Here is a 15,730-nt window from a genome sequence, read left to right on the forward strand (position 1 = left end):
TAGGCTGTAAAATACGCAGGCGGCCTTTAGAAGGTCTTTAACCGCTCTTACATAAAAATAGACTAAGGAACAGAATATACGCTTAAAAACGGCAAAAAAGACGCTTTATGAAGCGTCTTTTTATTTCTTCGCCATATATTTATTTAAAAACGAATCGGCGGTTGAAACCTGTGTTCCTTGATAATAGTACTTCACAATCTCATCAACTGTTTTGCCCTCTTTCGCCATAAAATTGGCTCCATACTGGCTCATTCCCACACCGTGGCCAAAGCCTTTTGTGGTAATGGTAATGGTGTCTCCGTTTCGTTTCCATTCAAAATCAGCTGAATTGAGGCCAAGCTTTTCGCGTATGTCCCTTCCTTTCAGCGTCTTGCCGTTAATGACGGCTGTTGCCACCTGATGGCCCGGTGTCTCTCCGGTAATTTTTCCGATTGTATTTGACCCATTCAGCTGGACGCCAAGCTTTTGTTCAAATTGCGCCACTGTAAAGGTTCTGGTGGCCTTATACTTCGGAGACTTTTTATCCCAAGAGCTTTTGACGCTTTTTAAGTAAGGAATGGCACTTGTCCAATATGCTTCCGCATTTTCTGTATAGCCGTTGCTTGTGGAGAAAAAGGAGGCTTCAATCGGCTGGTTGTTGTACGTTAAGATTTTGCCTTGCGTACTGGCAACCGCTTCTGTGATTTTTTTCAGCTTTGCTTCATAATCTGCGCCCCACTGTTTCTTCAGCTCCGCTTTGCTTTTGTACACCTGAAACATCTGAGTATCATCCACCAGCGAGCCTTTAGGGGCCTCTACTGCAGAATTTGAAACCATCAGTCTGACAATAAACGTTCTTGCGGCGAGAGCCTGAGCCTTCAGCGCTTCAGGTTCAAAGGTAGCCGGCATTTCGGAGGCGACGACTCCGATGACATACTCTTCAAGCGGAATATCTTCTACGGATTGATTGGCGGTTCGATAGACTGGGATAGAAACAGGCGATGCTTTCAATGTTTCCGCTCCTTTTGATTCTTGTATCGTGTTGACTGCTGTCTTTCCTGATTCTCCTCTGGCCCCGGCTTCTTTATTATGCTGAAACGGGATCACTAAGAGTGTGGGGACCAAGAGAATCAATGCACATAGTACGGATAGTGTGATTGCGAATTGTTTCATATTCAGCTGCCTCCTGCTCGGGATTCGACTCTAGTCTAGTCTATGGGCAGGGACAAGCTAATATGACTCTCCTTTTGGACAGAAACTTTATTTGTCATTTACGTATTCTTTTTTGCTATTTTGCGCATAATGATGATAATACACTAAAAATAAAAAACCAGTATGCCAGAATGACATACTGATTTTCAATCCTTTATGCGTTTAAGTCTGAGACAACTTCTTTGCTTTCTTGCTCAGAAGCAGACTCATCGTTTACACGTTCGATGTCTGCGCCAAGACCGGCAAGCTTCTGATGGAAATCAACATAACCGCGGTCTAAGTGTTTCAGTTCAGTAACACGTGTATGACCTTCAGCCACTAACCCCGCAAGAATCAACGCTGCGCCTGCACGCAAGTCAGTAGCTGCAACTTCAGCTCCTTGAAGCTGTACAGGGCCGTTAATAATCACAGAACGACCTTCAATTTTGATATCACCATTCATACGGCGGAATTCTTCCGCATGCATAAAACGGTTTTCAAAAACAGTTTCCGTAATCATGCTTGTGCCGCTTGCACGAAGCAGAAGCGCCATCATTTGTGACTGCATATCAGTCGGGAATCCAGGGTGAGGCATTGTTTTAATGTCGATCGGTTTCAGTTCTTTCGGACCGATCACACGAAGGCCTTCTCCTTCATCCTTAATCGTAACACCCATCTCTTCCATTTTTGCGATTAAAGAAGTGAGGTGTTCAGGAACCGCTCCTTTAACTAAAACATTTCCTTCAGTGATTGCAGCGGCAACCATGAATGTGCCCGCTTCAATACGGTCAGGTATAATATGGTGTCTTACGCCGTGAAGCTTGTCGACTCCTTCAATTTTAATGGTGCCGGTGCCCGCTCCGCGGATTTTTCCGCCCATGCCGTTGATATAGTTTGCTAAATCAACGATTTCAGGCTCTTTCGCCACGTTCTCAAGCGTTGTTGTTCCTTCAGCTAAAGCAGCTGCCATAATCAGGTTTTCTGTTGCTCCCACACTTGGGAAATCCAGATAGATTTTTGCGCCTTGCAGACGGCCTTTTACTTCAGCTTCAATGAAGCCATTACCGACTTTAATTTCTGCGCCCATTGCTTCAAAGCCTTTTAAATGCTGGTCTATTGGTCTAGATCCAATTGCACATCCGCCTGGAAGCGCTACTCTTGCATGACCTGTACGCGCAAGAAGCGGCCCCATGACAAGCACAGATGCACGCATTTTACGCACATATTCAAAAGGTGCTTCAGTTTGCAAAGCGTATGAAGCATTTACAGTGACTTCATTATTCTCAAAATGCACATCTGCTCCTAAATGACGCAACACTTCATTAATTGTATATACATCGGAGAGCGTAGGTACATCACAAATTACGCTTTTTTCTTCACTTGCTAATAAAGATGCAGCGATAACTGGTAAAACGGCATTTTTAGCGCCTTCAACTTTGACTGTGCCGTTTAACTTTTGACCGCCGCGGACGATGATTTTTTCCAAGGTATTCCCCTCCGCGTCCCTAAATTCTCTATATTAATATTCAGTCGTAACGATTGGTGTGCCAACCGTAACGATATGTTTTCCGCCCATTCCTGCACTTCTAAGTGCAATTTGCAAATTCATTTTATGTTCTGAGGTCATGATAGACTCTTTCCACTCATCTGTATACGCAGAAATAGAAACGAAACTTGGCTCAACTACATGTTCAACAGATCTTGCTTGAAATTCATTTAATAACTGATTTGCTTTTTTTGCAAAACAATATCCATATTATCATCTAAATGACCATTTAGACAAGTAAAAATAACTACTTTTTCTTGGAATATCCCGAGTGCCTGCCGTTCAAACTGTTCATATGTATCATTCCAGCTAATCGGTGTCTCAAGACTCATTTGCTCATATAATAAATACGAAGTTGGGTTGTGTTTTTTGAGGGTTGTGACAAGCTGCAGTTTAAAAGAAGTATGATTTTTTTTGTCAGTATACGTGCCAATGGCCTTTACTATTTGGTCTTCCTGTGCAAGTGCCCAATTATATTGACGATACTCTGATTTTAAACGTTGCACTTTTTGATAAAATTCTTTTTCGGTCAGAGACATATTTTGTTTTGCATGCAAAGTCCACTTATCAATTGACACATTCTGGCGTTCCATTCCCTCTGCAATTTGTGCTAATGGCGTTAACTCACTCGCATGAATCGTATGGAAAACAGCAATGACGAAACTTAATACAACAGATACTATAATAGCATAGCTTACTTGTTTTTTCTTCATTATGATCTCTCCCCCTAATCTCCAGTTTTACCGGAGGCAAGGGGTGCCATACGTGGAATTCTTCGTCAAAACTCGCGTGATTACAGGAAGCGATTTAACCCGCTTCCCCAGCCATTCCCATGTTTTCGGCAATCAAAACCTATCAAAATAAATAGGGAAGCTGCTGTGAATAATTAAGGTAATCCAAAAAGAAGTTTCCGACAGTCGTTCCGATTGCAATGGTCAGCAAAATCATTAGAAGTCTTGCCTGCAGGACTTTGCCTTTTCTGATTAACGGATCAATATTGACGGCTTGCAGCGCCCACCAAGTGACCGCGATAAAAATCAAGTGAACGATAATGCCAATTGCAGCCTGCTGTCCCAATACACTCATCTATACGCACTCCTTTCATCCATTCTCCGCTTTATACCCTTTCTTATTATATAAGAAGAAGAGATAAAGATGATACATTTTATACAGAACGGAATATTCATCCAAAACTAGGGCTAATCCCCGCTTAAACAGCGGCTCTTTTGCATGGTATACTTTTTTGGAAAGGAGCTGGCAATTATGAATCATTCATTTTTTCAGCCTGAAAAGCAATATGGTGAGGACTTGCCTGTATTTGAGCAGGAATGGGAAGCAATTGCATTCTATTATGATTATAGACAGTCACAGATTGAAGAACTGAATGAATTGTGTCAGTTTTATAACATTTCTCTCACCCAAACGAGAGAAAGCCTCGAAGAACTTGAACATCTTTATTTTCAAAGCATACAAGAGCTTTTGCTTGCTGATTGGAATCTTCCTATTGAAGAATTCGAGAAGATGATCAGTGTTTATCTTATAGATTGTGTGATTGCCCATCACGAAGATGCCGAATGGATCGTAAAGCCTTATCCGTATACAGACGGGGCTTATACAATGGGCTTTAGAAGGCACCATAAATCATGGCATACCGTGAATTGCTGTGACCGTTTATACTTGCGTCAAAAAGAGAGTCAGCCGCTGCTGTCACTGTTTGATTCTCTTGTGCAGTCATAAAAAAATCCTTCTCTTAATGAGAAGGATTTTTTTATTATTTCCCTGCTACATCCAATCTGTTCAAAGCCCGCTGTAATGCAAGCTCAGCCCGACGAATGTCAGTATCATCTGATTGAGAATTCAAACGCTCCTGCGCCCGCTGACGTGCAGCTTCAGCGCGCTCTTTATCGATGCCTTCCGCTGTCTCAGCAGTTTGGGCAAGGATGGTCACCTGATCAGGACGTACTTCTATAAATCCGCCGCTGACGGCAACCAATTCAGTCTGTCCGTCTTTTTTCAGACGAACAGCGCCGATTTTAAGAGGAGCCACGGTTGGAATATGACCTGGCAAAATACCGAGATCGCCGCTTTCGGCTCTCACACTCACCATTTCGATATTCGCATCGTATACTGGGCCGTCGGGAGTAACGATATTGACTTGAACGGTCTTCATGCTTTTACCCTCCTAGGACCAGTTTAAACTTCTACACCCATTTCTTTTGCTTTCTCAATAACTTCTTCGATACGGCCTACAAGACGGAACGCATCTTCAGGAAGATGGTCGTATTTGCCGGCTAAGATTTCTTTGAAACCTTGAACCGTTTCTTTTACAGGCACGTAAGAACCTTTTTGTCCAGTGAACTGTTCAGCCACGTGGAAGTTTTGAGAAAGGAAGAACTGAATGCGGCGTGCGCGTTGAACGACAAGTTTATCTTCGTCACTCAATTCATCCATACCGAGAATCGCAATGATATCCTGAAGCTCTTTGTATCGCTGAAGCGTTGATTGAACTTCACGGGCTACCGCATAATGCTCTTCTCCGACAATTTCTGGAGCGAGGGCGCGTGATGTAGAAGCCAACGGATCAACCGCAGGGTAGATACCCATCTCAGTTAACTTACGCTCAAGGTTTGTTGTCGCATCCAAGTGAGCGAACGTCGTTGCCGGCGCCGGGTCAGTGTAGTCATCGGCAGGCACGTAGATCGCCTGGATAGATGTAACGGATCCAACGTTTGTAGACGTGATACGCTCTTGAAGCTGACCCATTTCAGTTGCAAGCGTCGGCTGATAACCAACCGCAGAAGGCATACGGCCGAGAAGGGCAGAAACCTCTGAACCCGCTTGTGTGAAACGGAAGATGTTATCGATGAAGAACAGTACGTCCTGTCCTTGCTCATCACGGAAATGCTCAGCCATTGTAAGACCTGTCAGTGCAACACGCATACGTGCGCCCGGCGGCTCGTTCATTTGTCCGAATACCATGGCTGTTTTGTTGATTACGCCAGAGTCGCTCATCTCGTAGAAAAGGTCGTTCCCTTCACGAGTACGCTCTCCTACGCCGGCGAATACAGAGATACCGCCGTGCTCTTGCGCGATGTTGTTGATCAATTCCTGGATTAATACGGTTTTACCTACACCGGCACCGCCGAACAATCCGATCTTACCGCCCTTGATATATGGAGCAAGCAAGTCAACAACTTTAATTCCTGTTTCAAGGATTTCAACTTCTGTTGAAAGCTGATCAAATGAAGGAGCCTGTCTGTGAATCGGGTCCTTCTTCGCATCCGCAGGAACCGGCTCATTTAAATCAATATTTTCTCCGAGTACGTTAAATACACGGCCGAGTGTTACATTACCAACCGGAACTGAAATCGGCGCTCCCATATCGACAGCTTCCATTCCGCGCTGAACACCATCCGTAGATGCCATTGCGATTGTACGGACTGTGTCATCGCCTAAATGAAGAGCGACCTCAAGCGTTAAATCAATACCTACTTCGTTTTCACTTCCAGCCGGCTGTGAAATTTTAATCGCATTATATATTTCAGGTAAGTGACCGTCTTCAAAACGTACGTCGACAACTGGTCCTAATACCTGGCTAACGCGTCCTTTCTTCATCGCTATCCCTCCTGACAAAATCTTTCTATTCTAAAGCGGCTGCTCCGCCGACAATTTCCGTAATTTCTTGTGTGATCGCTGCTTGGCGAGCGCGGTTGTAAGAAAGCGAAAGTGAATCGATAAGATCCTTCGCATTGTCTGTCGCGTTTTTCATCGCCGTCATTCTTGCAGCATGTTCACTTGCTTTACTGTCAAGAAGCGCACCGAAGATTAAGCTTTCTGCGTATTGAGGAAGCAAAACCTCCAGAACCTCCTCTTCAGACGGTTCAAATTCATAAGACGCCGTTCTTTTTCCGCCGCCGCCCAAATCAGATAGCGGCAGAAGTTTTTTCTCCGTCACTTCTTGAGAAATGGCGCTGACATAATGGTTATATACAAGGTGCAATTCATCAAATGCACCGTCTATAAACATTTGAATCGTTTGACGGGCAAGGTCCTTAATTTCTGAAAACGACACTTCGTCTCCAAGTCCTGTTAACTCGGAAATGATCGGAATGTCGCGTTTTTTAAAGAAATCACGGCCCACTCGTCCGATAACGATCACTGCATACTCATCCTTAGACTGATGACGTTCTTGAATGGCCTGATAAGCACTTCGTAAAACCGAACTGTTAAAAGCGCCAGCAAGACCGCGGTCAGATGTAATAACGAGGTATGCCGTCTTTTTCACTTCTCTGCTGAGAAGCATCGGATGTTTCGCGCTGCCGGATACTTTTCCGACATTTGATACAACCTCTTGAATCTTATCCATATAGGGCACAAATGATTTTGCATTGTTTTCAGCACGATTCAGCTTAGCTGCAGATACCATCTGCATGGCTTTTGTAATCTGGCTCGTTTTTTTCGTTGACGTGATCCTTGACTTAATATCGCGTAATGAGGCCAAAGATTTCACCACCTTTTCTCTTCATTTGCGTAAAAAGAGAGAAAAAGAGAACCTTTTTCTCTCATCAGCATTCGAGTTAGTTGCTTGGTGCAAATGTGCGTTTGAAGCCTTCGATTGCAGCAGCGAAGTCTTCATCAGCAGGAAGGTTCCCTGTTTTTGCAATTCCGTCAAGCAGCTCTTTATGGTTTTGGTCAAGGTACATGTAGTACTCTTCTTCAAAACGTCTGATGTCCGCTACAGGAATATCATCAAGATATCCTTTTGTCAGCGCATAAAGAATGGCTACCTGTTTTTCAACCGGAAGCGGCTTATTCAGATCCTGCTTCAGTACTTCAACTGTGCGCGCACCGCGGTTCAGTTTCGCCTGAGTCGCTTGGTCGAGGTCAGATCCGAATTGAGCGAATGCTTCCAGCTCACGGTATGATGCAAGATCAAGACGCAATGTTCCTGATACTTTTTTCATCGCTTTGATTTGCGCGGAACCGCCGACACGTGATACAGACAATCCGGCGTTGATCGCTGGGCGTACGCCTGAGAAGAACAAATCAGATTGCAGGAAGATCTGTCCGTCGGTGATGGATATAACGTTTGTCGGGATATACGCTGAGATATCTCCGGCTTGAGTTTCTACGAACGGCAGAGCTGTAATTGATCCTGCGCCTTTCGCGTCGCTAAGCTTTGCTGCACGCTCAAGCAGACGGGAATGAAGATAGAATACATCCCCCGGGAACGCTTCACGGCCTGGCGGACGGCGAAGAAGCAAGGACAGCTCACGGTAAGCAGCCGCTTGTTTAGAAAGATCATCGTATACAACAAGAACGTGCTTGCCATTGTACATAAATTCTTCTGCCATTGTAACCCCTGCATACGGAGCAAGGTACAGAAGCGGTGCCGGCTGTGACGCAGACGCCGTTACAACAATTGTATAATCAAGCGCGCCGTGCTTACGCAATGTTTCTACTACGCCGCGGACTGTAGATTCTTTTTGACCGATCGCTACATATACGCAGATCATGTCTTGGTCTTTTTGGTTTAAGATCGAATCGATCGCAACAGATGTTTTACCTGTTTGACGGTCACCGATGATCAGCTCACGCTGGCCGCGGCCGATCGGAATCAGTGCATCAATTGCTTTAATACCAGTTTGAAGCGGTTCATGAACGGATTTACGGTCCATAACACCAGGTGCCTGGCTTTCGATCGGACGTGTTTTGCTTGTGAGGATCGGGCCAAGTCCGTCCACCGGCTGACCTAACGGGTTCACAATACGGCCGATTAATTCTTCACCGACAGGAACCTCCATGATGCGGCCTGTTCTTTTTACTTCGTCCCCTTCACGGATCTCTGTGTAAGGTCCTAAGATAACGATACCTACGTTTGATTCTTCAAGGTTTTGAGCCATACCCAAAACGCCGTTTGAAAATTCAACAAGTTCACCGGCCATACAGTTGTCAAGACCGTGTACACGAGCGATACCGTCACCGACTTGGATGACTGTACCTACGTCATGAACTTCAATTTCAGATTGATAATTTTGTATTTGCTGTTTTATCAGCGTGCTAATCTCTTCAGCTTTGATGCTCACTTAGGTTTCACCCCTTCTATCGATTTTCCCCGGCAAGTTGACGTTCAATGCGCTGAAGCTTTCCGCTTACGCTGCCGTCAAAAATCCGGTTTCCAATGCGGACTTTAATGCCGCCTATTAAATCCGTCTGCACTTCATTTCTGATTCTCAGTGAAGCGACTCCGGCTTTTTTTGCAAACACTTGTGATAATGATGAAATTTCCGCATCCGTCAGCGGTTTAACTGAATATACAATCGCGTCTTCTGTTTGACGGGCCTCGTTTGCGAGTTTCACAAACTCATCTGTGAGATCAGGCACAATTGATGCCCGGTGACGGTCAATCAAAAGAAAAATCGTATGGAGCACGGACTGTGATAAAGATCCAAAAGCGTTTTGGATGAGTTCTTTTTTCTTTGCGCCCGGCACCTTCGGATGGTTTAACACATCATTTAGCGCTTTTTCATTTTGAAATACTTCTTTTACAACTTTTAGCTCTTCTTCTACCTGATTGAGCTGAGAGGACTCATTGGCAATATCGAAAAGAGCTGATGCATATCGTTTAGAGACAGCTGATCCACTCATCGGCTTTCTCCTACCTCTTTAAGATAGTCCTGGATCAATTTCTCTTGAGCCTGTTCATCCAGTTCTTTTTCGATCACTTTCGACGCAATCATGACAGAAAGAGACGCTACTTGCTCACGGAGAGCAGAAACCGCCTGTTCTTTTTCCTTCACGATTTCAGTTCTGGCTGCTTCTTTCAGACGTTCAGATTCTGCACGCGCAGCCTGAATAATCTCTTCTTTTTGGTTCTCTCCCAGTTTCTTCGCGTTTTCGATAAGCGTTTGGGATTCCTGTCTTGCTTCTTTTAACATAGCGCGCTGCTCGTCAATAAGCTGCTGCGCTTCTTTATTTTTTTCTTCAGCAGACGTAATTTCTCCAGCGATATGATCTTCACGCTGTTTCATTATGTTTAATAGCGGCCCTAAAGCGTATTTCTTCAGAAGCGCTAATAAAATTAACATAGCTAACAGTTGGAACAGGATATCTCCGCCGTTAAACGACAGTCCTAGTTCAAGTGGTAATTGAGACATCTACTACGGCAACTCCCTTCTGCAGGTTTTTCTTTGCTGATCCAGCAGCCGCACTTGTCTCTTTTCAGCCGGCAAGGCGGGATGCTTATCAGACATAAAGCAATGGCGAAGGTTCTCTTGGAATGATCTTCGCCATTTTTAGTTCATATAAGGCTTTTATGCTTAGCCAAAGAACGCTAAGAATGCGATAACGACAGCGATAATAGGAAGGGCCTCAACTAATGCGATACCCATGAACATAAGCGTTCTAAGTTCTTTACCTGCCTCCGGCTGACGGGCGATCCCCTCTACCGTACGTGAAACAATCAAACCGTTACCAATACCTGCACCAAGTGCGCCTAAACCAATTGCAATCGCAGCTGCTATTAAATTCATGAAAAAGTTCCTCCTTTAAAATGTTATCCGTTTGGATATAATGTTTTAATGATCATTACTGATTTTATGAGACATGTACACCATCGTCAGCATCGTAAAAATAAACGCCTGGATGGCACCTATAAATAAACTGAATGCCTGCCATGCCAGCATCGGCAGAATGGCACCGATTGTACCGACAAGTCCGAGAACCACGCTTTGCGAATAGAAGCTTGTCGCTAATCCCGCAAGCAGGCCGAGAAGAATCTCACCGGCGAAGATGTTACCGTAAAGCCGCAAACCGAGAGTCAGCGTATTCGCAAACTCTTCTATGATTTTCATCGGGAGCATGAACGGAACAGGTCTTAAATACTCCTTGGAATATTCCTTGAGCCCTTTCATCTTTACACCATAATAATGGGTTAAAGCGACGACCATTACGGCAAGCGTTAATGTAATGGCAGGATCGGCTGTCGGAGATTTCCACCAGAGCTCATGTCCGATTGTGACAGAGAACGGCAGCCCCAGCATATTCGACACAAATATGTACATCAGCAATGTGACACCAAGTGCCAAGAAGTTAGCCCCTGTTTTCAAATCCATTGTACTGCCGATAATATTGCGGACAAAATCAACAATCCATTCCATAAAGTTCTGGGCTTTTCCGGGACGGATCGAAAGCGTTCTTGTGGTAAGGATGGCAATCAATAACACGATCACACTCGCCACAGTAATCATCAGAATGTTTGTCAGATTAAAAGTAAGTCCTAGAAATTCAATAGTTCTGTATTCATGATTCAAAGGGTTTTCACCTCTCTTCCATTGATGAACGTTTAAGCTGGATAAAGGAATCTATCATAATGACAGGATAAATTGTCATTAATCCAATAACTGTACTTGCCATATGAAAATGCTCGGGATATTTATAGGCGACAGCCGCAGCAAGAATCGCATTGCACCACCGCGCTGCGCTCCCAAGGGATCGTATGGACTTGCCTTTCGCAACGGCCCTGTCAAAAGCATTCATTCTTCTGACGAGCAGTAAAAAATTAAACAAACTGAAAACAGTTCCCAGAATAAGGCCTAAAAAAACGGTTTTATACGCTGTTAAACCATAACCCAGTACATACGCTGCCAAAATGAACAATAGATATTTTCGTTGTCTGCTAAATTGTAGCTTGGGATCGTCCATCAACTATCTGTCTCCTGATGAAAAAATAATATATTTCTTGGATACGGCAAAATCAGCGGTTAACCCTAGTAGAAGACCTTTTTTGTCCGGCAAAACGGGCCTGTTCGAAAAAATCATTCATCCGCAAGCCTTGCAGGGATGCTGTTTCATTCGCTTAAATAAATCCTCATAAAACGGGTTTTCTGGGAGGATTTACATTGGGGATGAGGACTATAATGAAAGCTATGAAAACCTTCTCATAATACCCTCGTTTAGCATACAATAGCCCCTAACATGTGTCAATCTGTTTAAAGTTAAAAAACTTTTTATACTGTAAGCCTCCACAGAATGTTCACATTTTCACCTATAATTGTATAGAGATTCACCGAATAGCAAATAACTGGATAACAAAAAAGAAAACCCGTTGGCGGGTTTTTCTTTTTTATTTTGTTCCGAACATACGGTCTCCTGCGTCTCCGAGACCCGGAACGATATAACCTTTTTCATTTAGTTTTTCATCAAGCGCCGCTATGTAAATATCCACGTCAGAATGATGCTTCTGCAATTCTTCCACACCTTCAGGCGCAGCTACGAGACACATGAAACGAATGTTTTTCGCACCGCGTTTTTTCAGGCTGTTAATCGCTTCAACTGCGGAACCGCCTGTGGCCAGCATAGGGTCAACCACGATGAATTCACGCTCTTCCACATCAGAAGGAAGCTTCACATAGTATTCCACGGGTTTTAAGGTTTCAGGATCACGGTACAGACCGACATGTCCCACTTTTGCCGCAGGGATCAGTTTCAAGATGCCTTCAACCATTCCTAAACCTGCTCTGAGAATAGGAACAACCCCGAGTTTTTTCCCTGAGATGACTTTTGATTTCGCAGTCTGAACCGGTGTGTTGATATCCACTTCCTCTAGAGGGAGATCACGGGTAATTTCAAACGCCATAAGTGTGGCTACTTCGTCTACAAGCTCTCTAAAATCCTTCGTGCCTGTCTCTACATTCCGAATATATGTCAGCTTGTGCTGAATTAAAGGATGATCAAATACATAAACCTTTCCCATACTGTGTTTCAGCTCCTTTTTTATTGTCCCATCGACAATTTCACACTTCTATTGATTCTACAAAAAAGACATTGAGTTTCAAGGACATCGTCAAAAAACCCGCCGGGCATAAGCCCGAGCGGGTTTTTCAATCTTAGTAATCTAATTCTTTATATAGAGGGAACTTGCCAGTCAGAGCAGCTACGCGCTGTCTTGCTTCTTCAAGTTTTCCTTCATCTTCGTGGTTTTTCAATGCAAGCGCAATGATGGCACCGACTTCATCCAATGCCTCTCCGTCAAAACCGCGGCTTGTCACAGCAGCTGTTCCGAGACGGATACCGCTTGTTACGAACGGTTTTTCAGGATCGTATGGAATCGCGTTTTTGTTTGATGTAATCCCGATTTCATCAAGCACATGCTCTGCAACCTTACCTGTCAGTCCGAGAGAACGAAGATCAACCAGGATGAGGTGGTTGTCAGTTCCGCCGGAAACGAGCTGAATGCCCTCTTTTGTTAATGATTCTGCAAGACGCTTCGCGTTTGAAATCACATTTTGTGCGTATGTTTTGAAATCATCGCGCAATACTTCGCCGAATGAAACAGCTTTTGCGGCAATTACGTGCATCAGCGGTCCGCCTTGAATGCCAGGGAAGATGGACTTATCAATTTTCTTGCCGAACTCTTCACGGCAAAGGATCATACCGCCGCGAGGTCCGCGAAGTGTTTTATGTGTCGTTGTTGTCACGAAATCAGCGTAAGGAACCGGGTTTGGATGAAGGCCTGCCGCAACAAGTCCTGCGATATGCGCCATATCCACCATAAAGTAAGCGCCGACTTCATCAGCAATTTCACGGAATTTCTTGAAGTCGATTGTACGAGGATACGCACTTGCTCCTGCCACGATTAGCTTAGGCTTGTGAGCGAGGGCTTTTTCACGCACGTCATCGTAATCAATATGTTGAGTTTCTTTATCTACGCCGTACTCAACAAAGTTATATTGAACACCGCTGAAGTTAACTGGACTTCCGTGTGTTAAATGACCGCCGTGGGAGAGGTTCATCCCAAGTACAGTATCGCCTTGTTCCAAAATCGTGAAATAGACAGCCATGTTTGCTTGTGCGCCTGAATGAGGCTGAACGTTTACATGCTCCGCTCCAAAGATTTCCTTCGCGCGGTCACGAGCGATATCTTCAACGACATCGACGTGCTCACATCCGCCATAATAGCGTTTGCCAGGATATCCTTCAGCGTATTTGTTTGTTAAAACAGAACCTTGTGCTTCCATAACCGCTTCACTTACAAAGTTTTCAGAAGCAATCAATTCGATCTTAGTCTGTTGGCGTTCACGCTCATTTTTAATGGCGTTAAACACCTGTTCGTCTTGCGCAGGTAAATGTTTCATCAGCGAGATCCTCTCCTATCCGTATCCTGTTCTTTGTTTTTACCACCACTATTGTACATGGTTTTTTAGGTCGATGTAAAAGATTATTTTCAAAAAAACGAAAATTTTATTGGCAAAAACGAATATTTATAAATTAAATTTAATTTAAAGTTCGGAATTTATTCCAGCGGCGAAAATTAAAGAAAAGACTGGCCCATGCAGTCCTTTCTCATTCACACTCATAAACTGCCCGCATTCCGCCGATCAGCTTTGGCCTTGTGCGCGCCAATGTCACATGGGCAGCACCGAGACTGTTCTGAGAAATGCGTACAGGAACAGCAACCGGCTTTAAGTGCATGCCGATAAACGTGTCGCCTATATCTATTCCGGCATCTGCCTGAATGGTTTCTACCAGAACAGGAGACTTCATTTGCTTAAACGCATAAGAAGCCATCGCCCCGCCCGCTTTTGGAACAGGTACAGCGGAAACGGCCGGAAGCCTGAACAGCTCGGCCGTTTCTTCCTCCACTACAAGCGCTCTGTTTAAATGCTCGCAGCATTGAAACGCCAGATGGATTCCCGTTTTTCCCTTCAGCTCTGCAAGTCCGCTGTAGATGCTTTCCGCGATGTCTGTACTGCCCGATGTGCCGATATGGCTGCCGGCCACTTCGCTTGTGCTGCAGCCAAGGACAAAGAGCTGATTTTCTTTCAATCCCGCTTTGTCCTGAAACTCTGACAGCATCGTCTTCCACGTTTGTGTGATCTCACTCATTGAGCAGCACCCCTACAGGTTTTTCTCTTCATAGTCCGAGATTTTTCCGATGCGGGTTTGATGTCTTCCGCCAGTAAATTCAGTGGTCAGCCAGATTTTCGCAATTTCACGTGCCAAACCGGGTCCAATCACCCGCTCGCCCATTGCGAGGATATTAGTATCGTTATGTTCTCTCGTCGCCTTTGCACTGAATGTATCATGTGCCAGCGCACAGCGGATGCCTTTGACTTTATTGGCGGAAATGCTCATGCCAATGCCTGTCCCGCAAATTAAAATGCCTCTGTCCACTTCACCGTTTACTACTTTCTCGGCCACCGGAAAAGCATAGTCCGGATAATCGACAGATCCGCCGCCGCAGTCACAGCCCATATCAACATATTCAATTTGCAATTCGTCCATTAAATCTTTAATTTCGTTTCGAATGTGAACGCCGCCATGATCCGATGCTATGGCTACTTTCATCAGCTTTTCCTCCCAGCGTGTGTGATGCGGTCCGCCCGCTTTGTTGACCGCGCAGCCTGTCCGCTCATTGATTCACACCATATCGATGTGCTTTTCACTATATTCTACTCCTTCACGCAGGATTTGCAAATGACCTGTTTTCAGATTCTCTGACAAGTTATTTGCCGTCATTTTTCAATCGTTCTGCCAGCTGCCGAAGAAGCTCTTCAAGCTCATCTCTCGTTTTTTTGTAGATCTCAATGGAGCCGCCAAACGGGTCTATAATATCGCCCCGGCTGCCTGTCACATATTCTTTTAGCGTAAACACTTTATCACGATAACGTTCGAATTGGTTGACGATAACCTGTTTGTGCTGGTGGGTCATTGCCAGTACCAAATCTGCCGATTCCATATGTTCTTCAGTTAATGGCGAAGAAACATGATTAAGGGCAATGCGCTTTTCAAAAAGCGCTTCGATCGCGTGAGGCGACGCTTTCCCGTTAGGTGAGGCAAATACGCCTGCCGAGCGGACGCTGACATCCAGCCCTTCCGCTTCTGCAATTGATTTAAAAAGCGCCTCAGCCATTGGACTGCGGCACGTATTTCCAGTACAGACAAAAATGATGTTCATGTCAGTCACCCCTTATTTTTTCTATTATATATGAAGAAAAAAGAAACGGCGACAGC

General features: G+C 44.6%; 18 protein-coding genes and 1 pseudogene. 1 reads left to right on the forward strand and 18 read right to left on the reverse strand.

Annotation, left to right across the window (positions count from 1 at the left end):
• Positions 1-120: 120 nt before the first annotated feature.
• From spoIID to AU387_RS05450, 4 genes and pseudogenes are all read right to left on the reverse strand, one after another.
• Positions 121-1,152: a stage II sporulation protein D gene (spoIID, locus tag AU387_RS05435; RefSeq protein ID WP_059335131.1), complete on the reverse strand. Its 1,032-nt coding sequence runs from the start codon at positions 1,150-1,152 to the stop codon at positions 121-123.
• A gap of 193 nt (positions 1,153-1,345) precedes the next feature.
• Positions 1,346-2,656 carry a UDP-N-acetylglucosamine 1-carboxyvinyltransferase gene (gene murA / locus AU387_RS05440; protein ID WP_024123156.1) on the reverse strand — a complete coding sequence of 437 codons (1,311 nt, stop codon included), beginning with the start codon at positions 2,654-2,656 and terminating at the stop codon, positions 1,346-1,348.
• Positions 2,657-2,689: 33 nt separating this feature from the next.
• Positions 2,690-3,429, reverse strand: a pseudogene (locus tag AU387_RS05445) (YwmB family TATA-box binding protein).
• A gap of 142 nt (positions 3,430-3,571) precedes the next feature.
• Positions 3,572-3,802 (reverse strand): DUF1146 family protein, encoded by a 231-nt coding sequence (locus AU387_RS05450; RefSeq protein WP_024123158.1) that lies wholly within the window; start codon positions 3,800-3,802, stop codon positions 3,572-3,574.
• Between the two features lie 177 nt (positions 3,803-3,979).
• Between AU387_RS05450 and AU387_RS05455 the strand changes: the two genes are divergently transcribed.
• Positions 3,980-4,453: a hypothetical protein gene (locus AU387_RS05455; RefSeq protein ID WP_059335132.1), complete on the forward strand. Its 474-nt coding sequence runs from the start codon at positions 3,980-3,982 to the stop codon at positions 4,451-4,453.
• Positions 4,454-4,487: 34 nt separating this feature from the next.
• Here the strand turns inward: AU387_RS05455 and AU387_RS05460 are convergent, their stop codons facing one another.
• The 14 genes from AU387_RS05460 to AU387_RS05525 all read right to left on the reverse strand — a co-directional run bounded on the left by AU387_RS05460 (position 4,488) and on the right by AU387_RS05525 (position 15,674).
• On the reverse strand, positions 4,488-4,886 hold the full coding sequence (locus AU387_RS05460) for a F0F1 ATP synthase subunit epsilon (RefSeq protein WP_010332228.1): 399 nt from the start codon (positions 4,884-4,886) through the stop codon (positions 4,488-4,490).
• A 23-nt stretch (positions 4,887-4,909) separates the two neighbouring features.
• The gene (gene atpD, locus AU387_RS05465) at positions 4,910-6,331 is read right to left on the reverse strand and encodes a F0F1 ATP synthase subunit beta (protein ID WP_024123162.1); all 1,422 of its coding nucleotides are present in this window, start codon (positions 6,329-6,331) and stop codon (positions 4,910-4,912) included.
• Between the two features lie 25 nt (positions 6,332-6,356).
• A complete protein-coding gene (atpG, locus tag AU387_RS05470) occupies positions 6,357-7,217 on the reverse strand; it encodes an ATP synthase F1 subunit gamma (RefSeq protein WP_010332230.1) in 861 nt (286 codons plus the stop codon).
• A gap of 76 nt (positions 7,218-7,293) precedes the next feature.
• Positions 7,294-8,802, reverse strand: a complete 1,509-nt coding sequence (gene atpA, locus AU387_RS05475; protein WP_044159727.1) for a F0F1 ATP synthase subunit alpha — start codon at positions 8,800-8,802, stop codon at positions 7,294-7,296.
• 16 nt (positions 8,803-8,818) lie between these two features.
• Positions 8,819-9,364 (reverse strand): F0F1 ATP synthase subunit delta, encoded by a 546-nt coding sequence (locus AU387_RS05480; RefSeq protein WP_024123165.1) that lies wholly within the window; start codon positions 9,362-9,364, stop codon positions 8,819-8,821.
• Positions 9,361-9,873 (reverse strand): F0F1 ATP synthase subunit B, encoded by a 513-nt coding sequence (atpF, locus tag AU387_RS05485; RefSeq protein WP_024123166.1) that lies wholly within the window; start codon positions 9,871-9,873, stop codon positions 9,361-9,363. The genes AU387_RS05480 and atpF overlap by 4 nt, the downstream gene beginning before the upstream one ends.
• Before the next feature lie 162 nt (positions 9,874-10,035).
• Positions 10,036-10,248 (reverse strand): F0F1 ATP synthase subunit C, encoded by a 213-nt coding sequence (atpE, locus tag AU387_RS05490; protein WP_003151167.1) that lies wholly within the window; start codon positions 10,246-10,248, stop codon positions 10,036-10,038.
• Positions 10,249-10,293: 45 nt separating this feature from the next.
• Positions 10,294-11,028, reverse strand: a complete 735-nt coding sequence (atpB, locus tag AU387_RS05495) for a F0F1 ATP synthase subunit A (RefSeq protein ID WP_024123167.1) — start codon at positions 11,026-11,028, stop codon at positions 10,294-10,296.
• A 7-nt stretch (positions 11,029-11,035) separates the two neighbouring features.
• Positions 11,036-11,419 (reverse strand): ATP synthase subunit I, encoded by a 384-nt coding sequence (gene atpI, locus AU387_RS05500; protein ID WP_010332235.1) that lies wholly within the window; start codon positions 11,417-11,419, stop codon positions 11,036-11,038.
• A 421-nt stretch (positions 11,420-11,840) separates the two neighbouring features.
• On the reverse strand, positions 11,841-12,470 hold the full coding sequence (gene upp, locus AU387_RS05505) for a uracil phosphoribosyltransferase (protein ID WP_003235778.1): 630 nt from the start codon (positions 12,468-12,470) through the stop codon (positions 11,841-11,843).
• A 133-nt stretch (positions 12,471-12,603) separates the two neighbouring features.
• A complete protein-coding gene (gene glyA / locus AU387_RS05510) occupies positions 12,604-13,851 on the reverse strand; it encodes a serine hydroxymethyltransferase (protein WP_044159736.1) in 1,248 nt (415 codons plus the stop codon).
• 208 nt (positions 13,852-14,059) lie between these two features.
• Entirely contained in the window at positions 14,060-14,602 is a 543-nt protein-coding gene (locus AU387_RS05515; protein WP_059335133.1) for a TIGR01440 family protein, read from the reverse strand.
• A gap of 12 nt (positions 14,603-14,614) precedes the next feature.
• Positions 14,615-15,064 (reverse strand): ribose 5-phosphate isomerase B, encoded by a 450-nt coding sequence (gene rpiB, locus AU387_RS05520; protein ID WP_059335134.1) that lies wholly within the window; start codon positions 15,062-15,064, stop codon positions 14,615-14,617.
• Positions 15,065-15,221: 157 nt separating this feature from the next.
• On the reverse strand, positions 15,222-15,674 hold the full coding sequence (locus tag AU387_RS05525) for a low molecular weight protein arginine phosphatase (protein ID WP_059335135.1): 453 nt from the start codon (positions 15,672-15,674) through the stop codon (positions 15,222-15,224).
• Positions 15,675-15,730: the final 56 nt, after the last annotated feature.

The sequence above is a fragment of the Bacillus halotolerans genome (genome assembly GCF_001517105.1).
GTDB lineage: Bacteria > Bacillota > Bacilli > Bacillales > Bacillaceae > Bacillus > Bacillus halotolerans.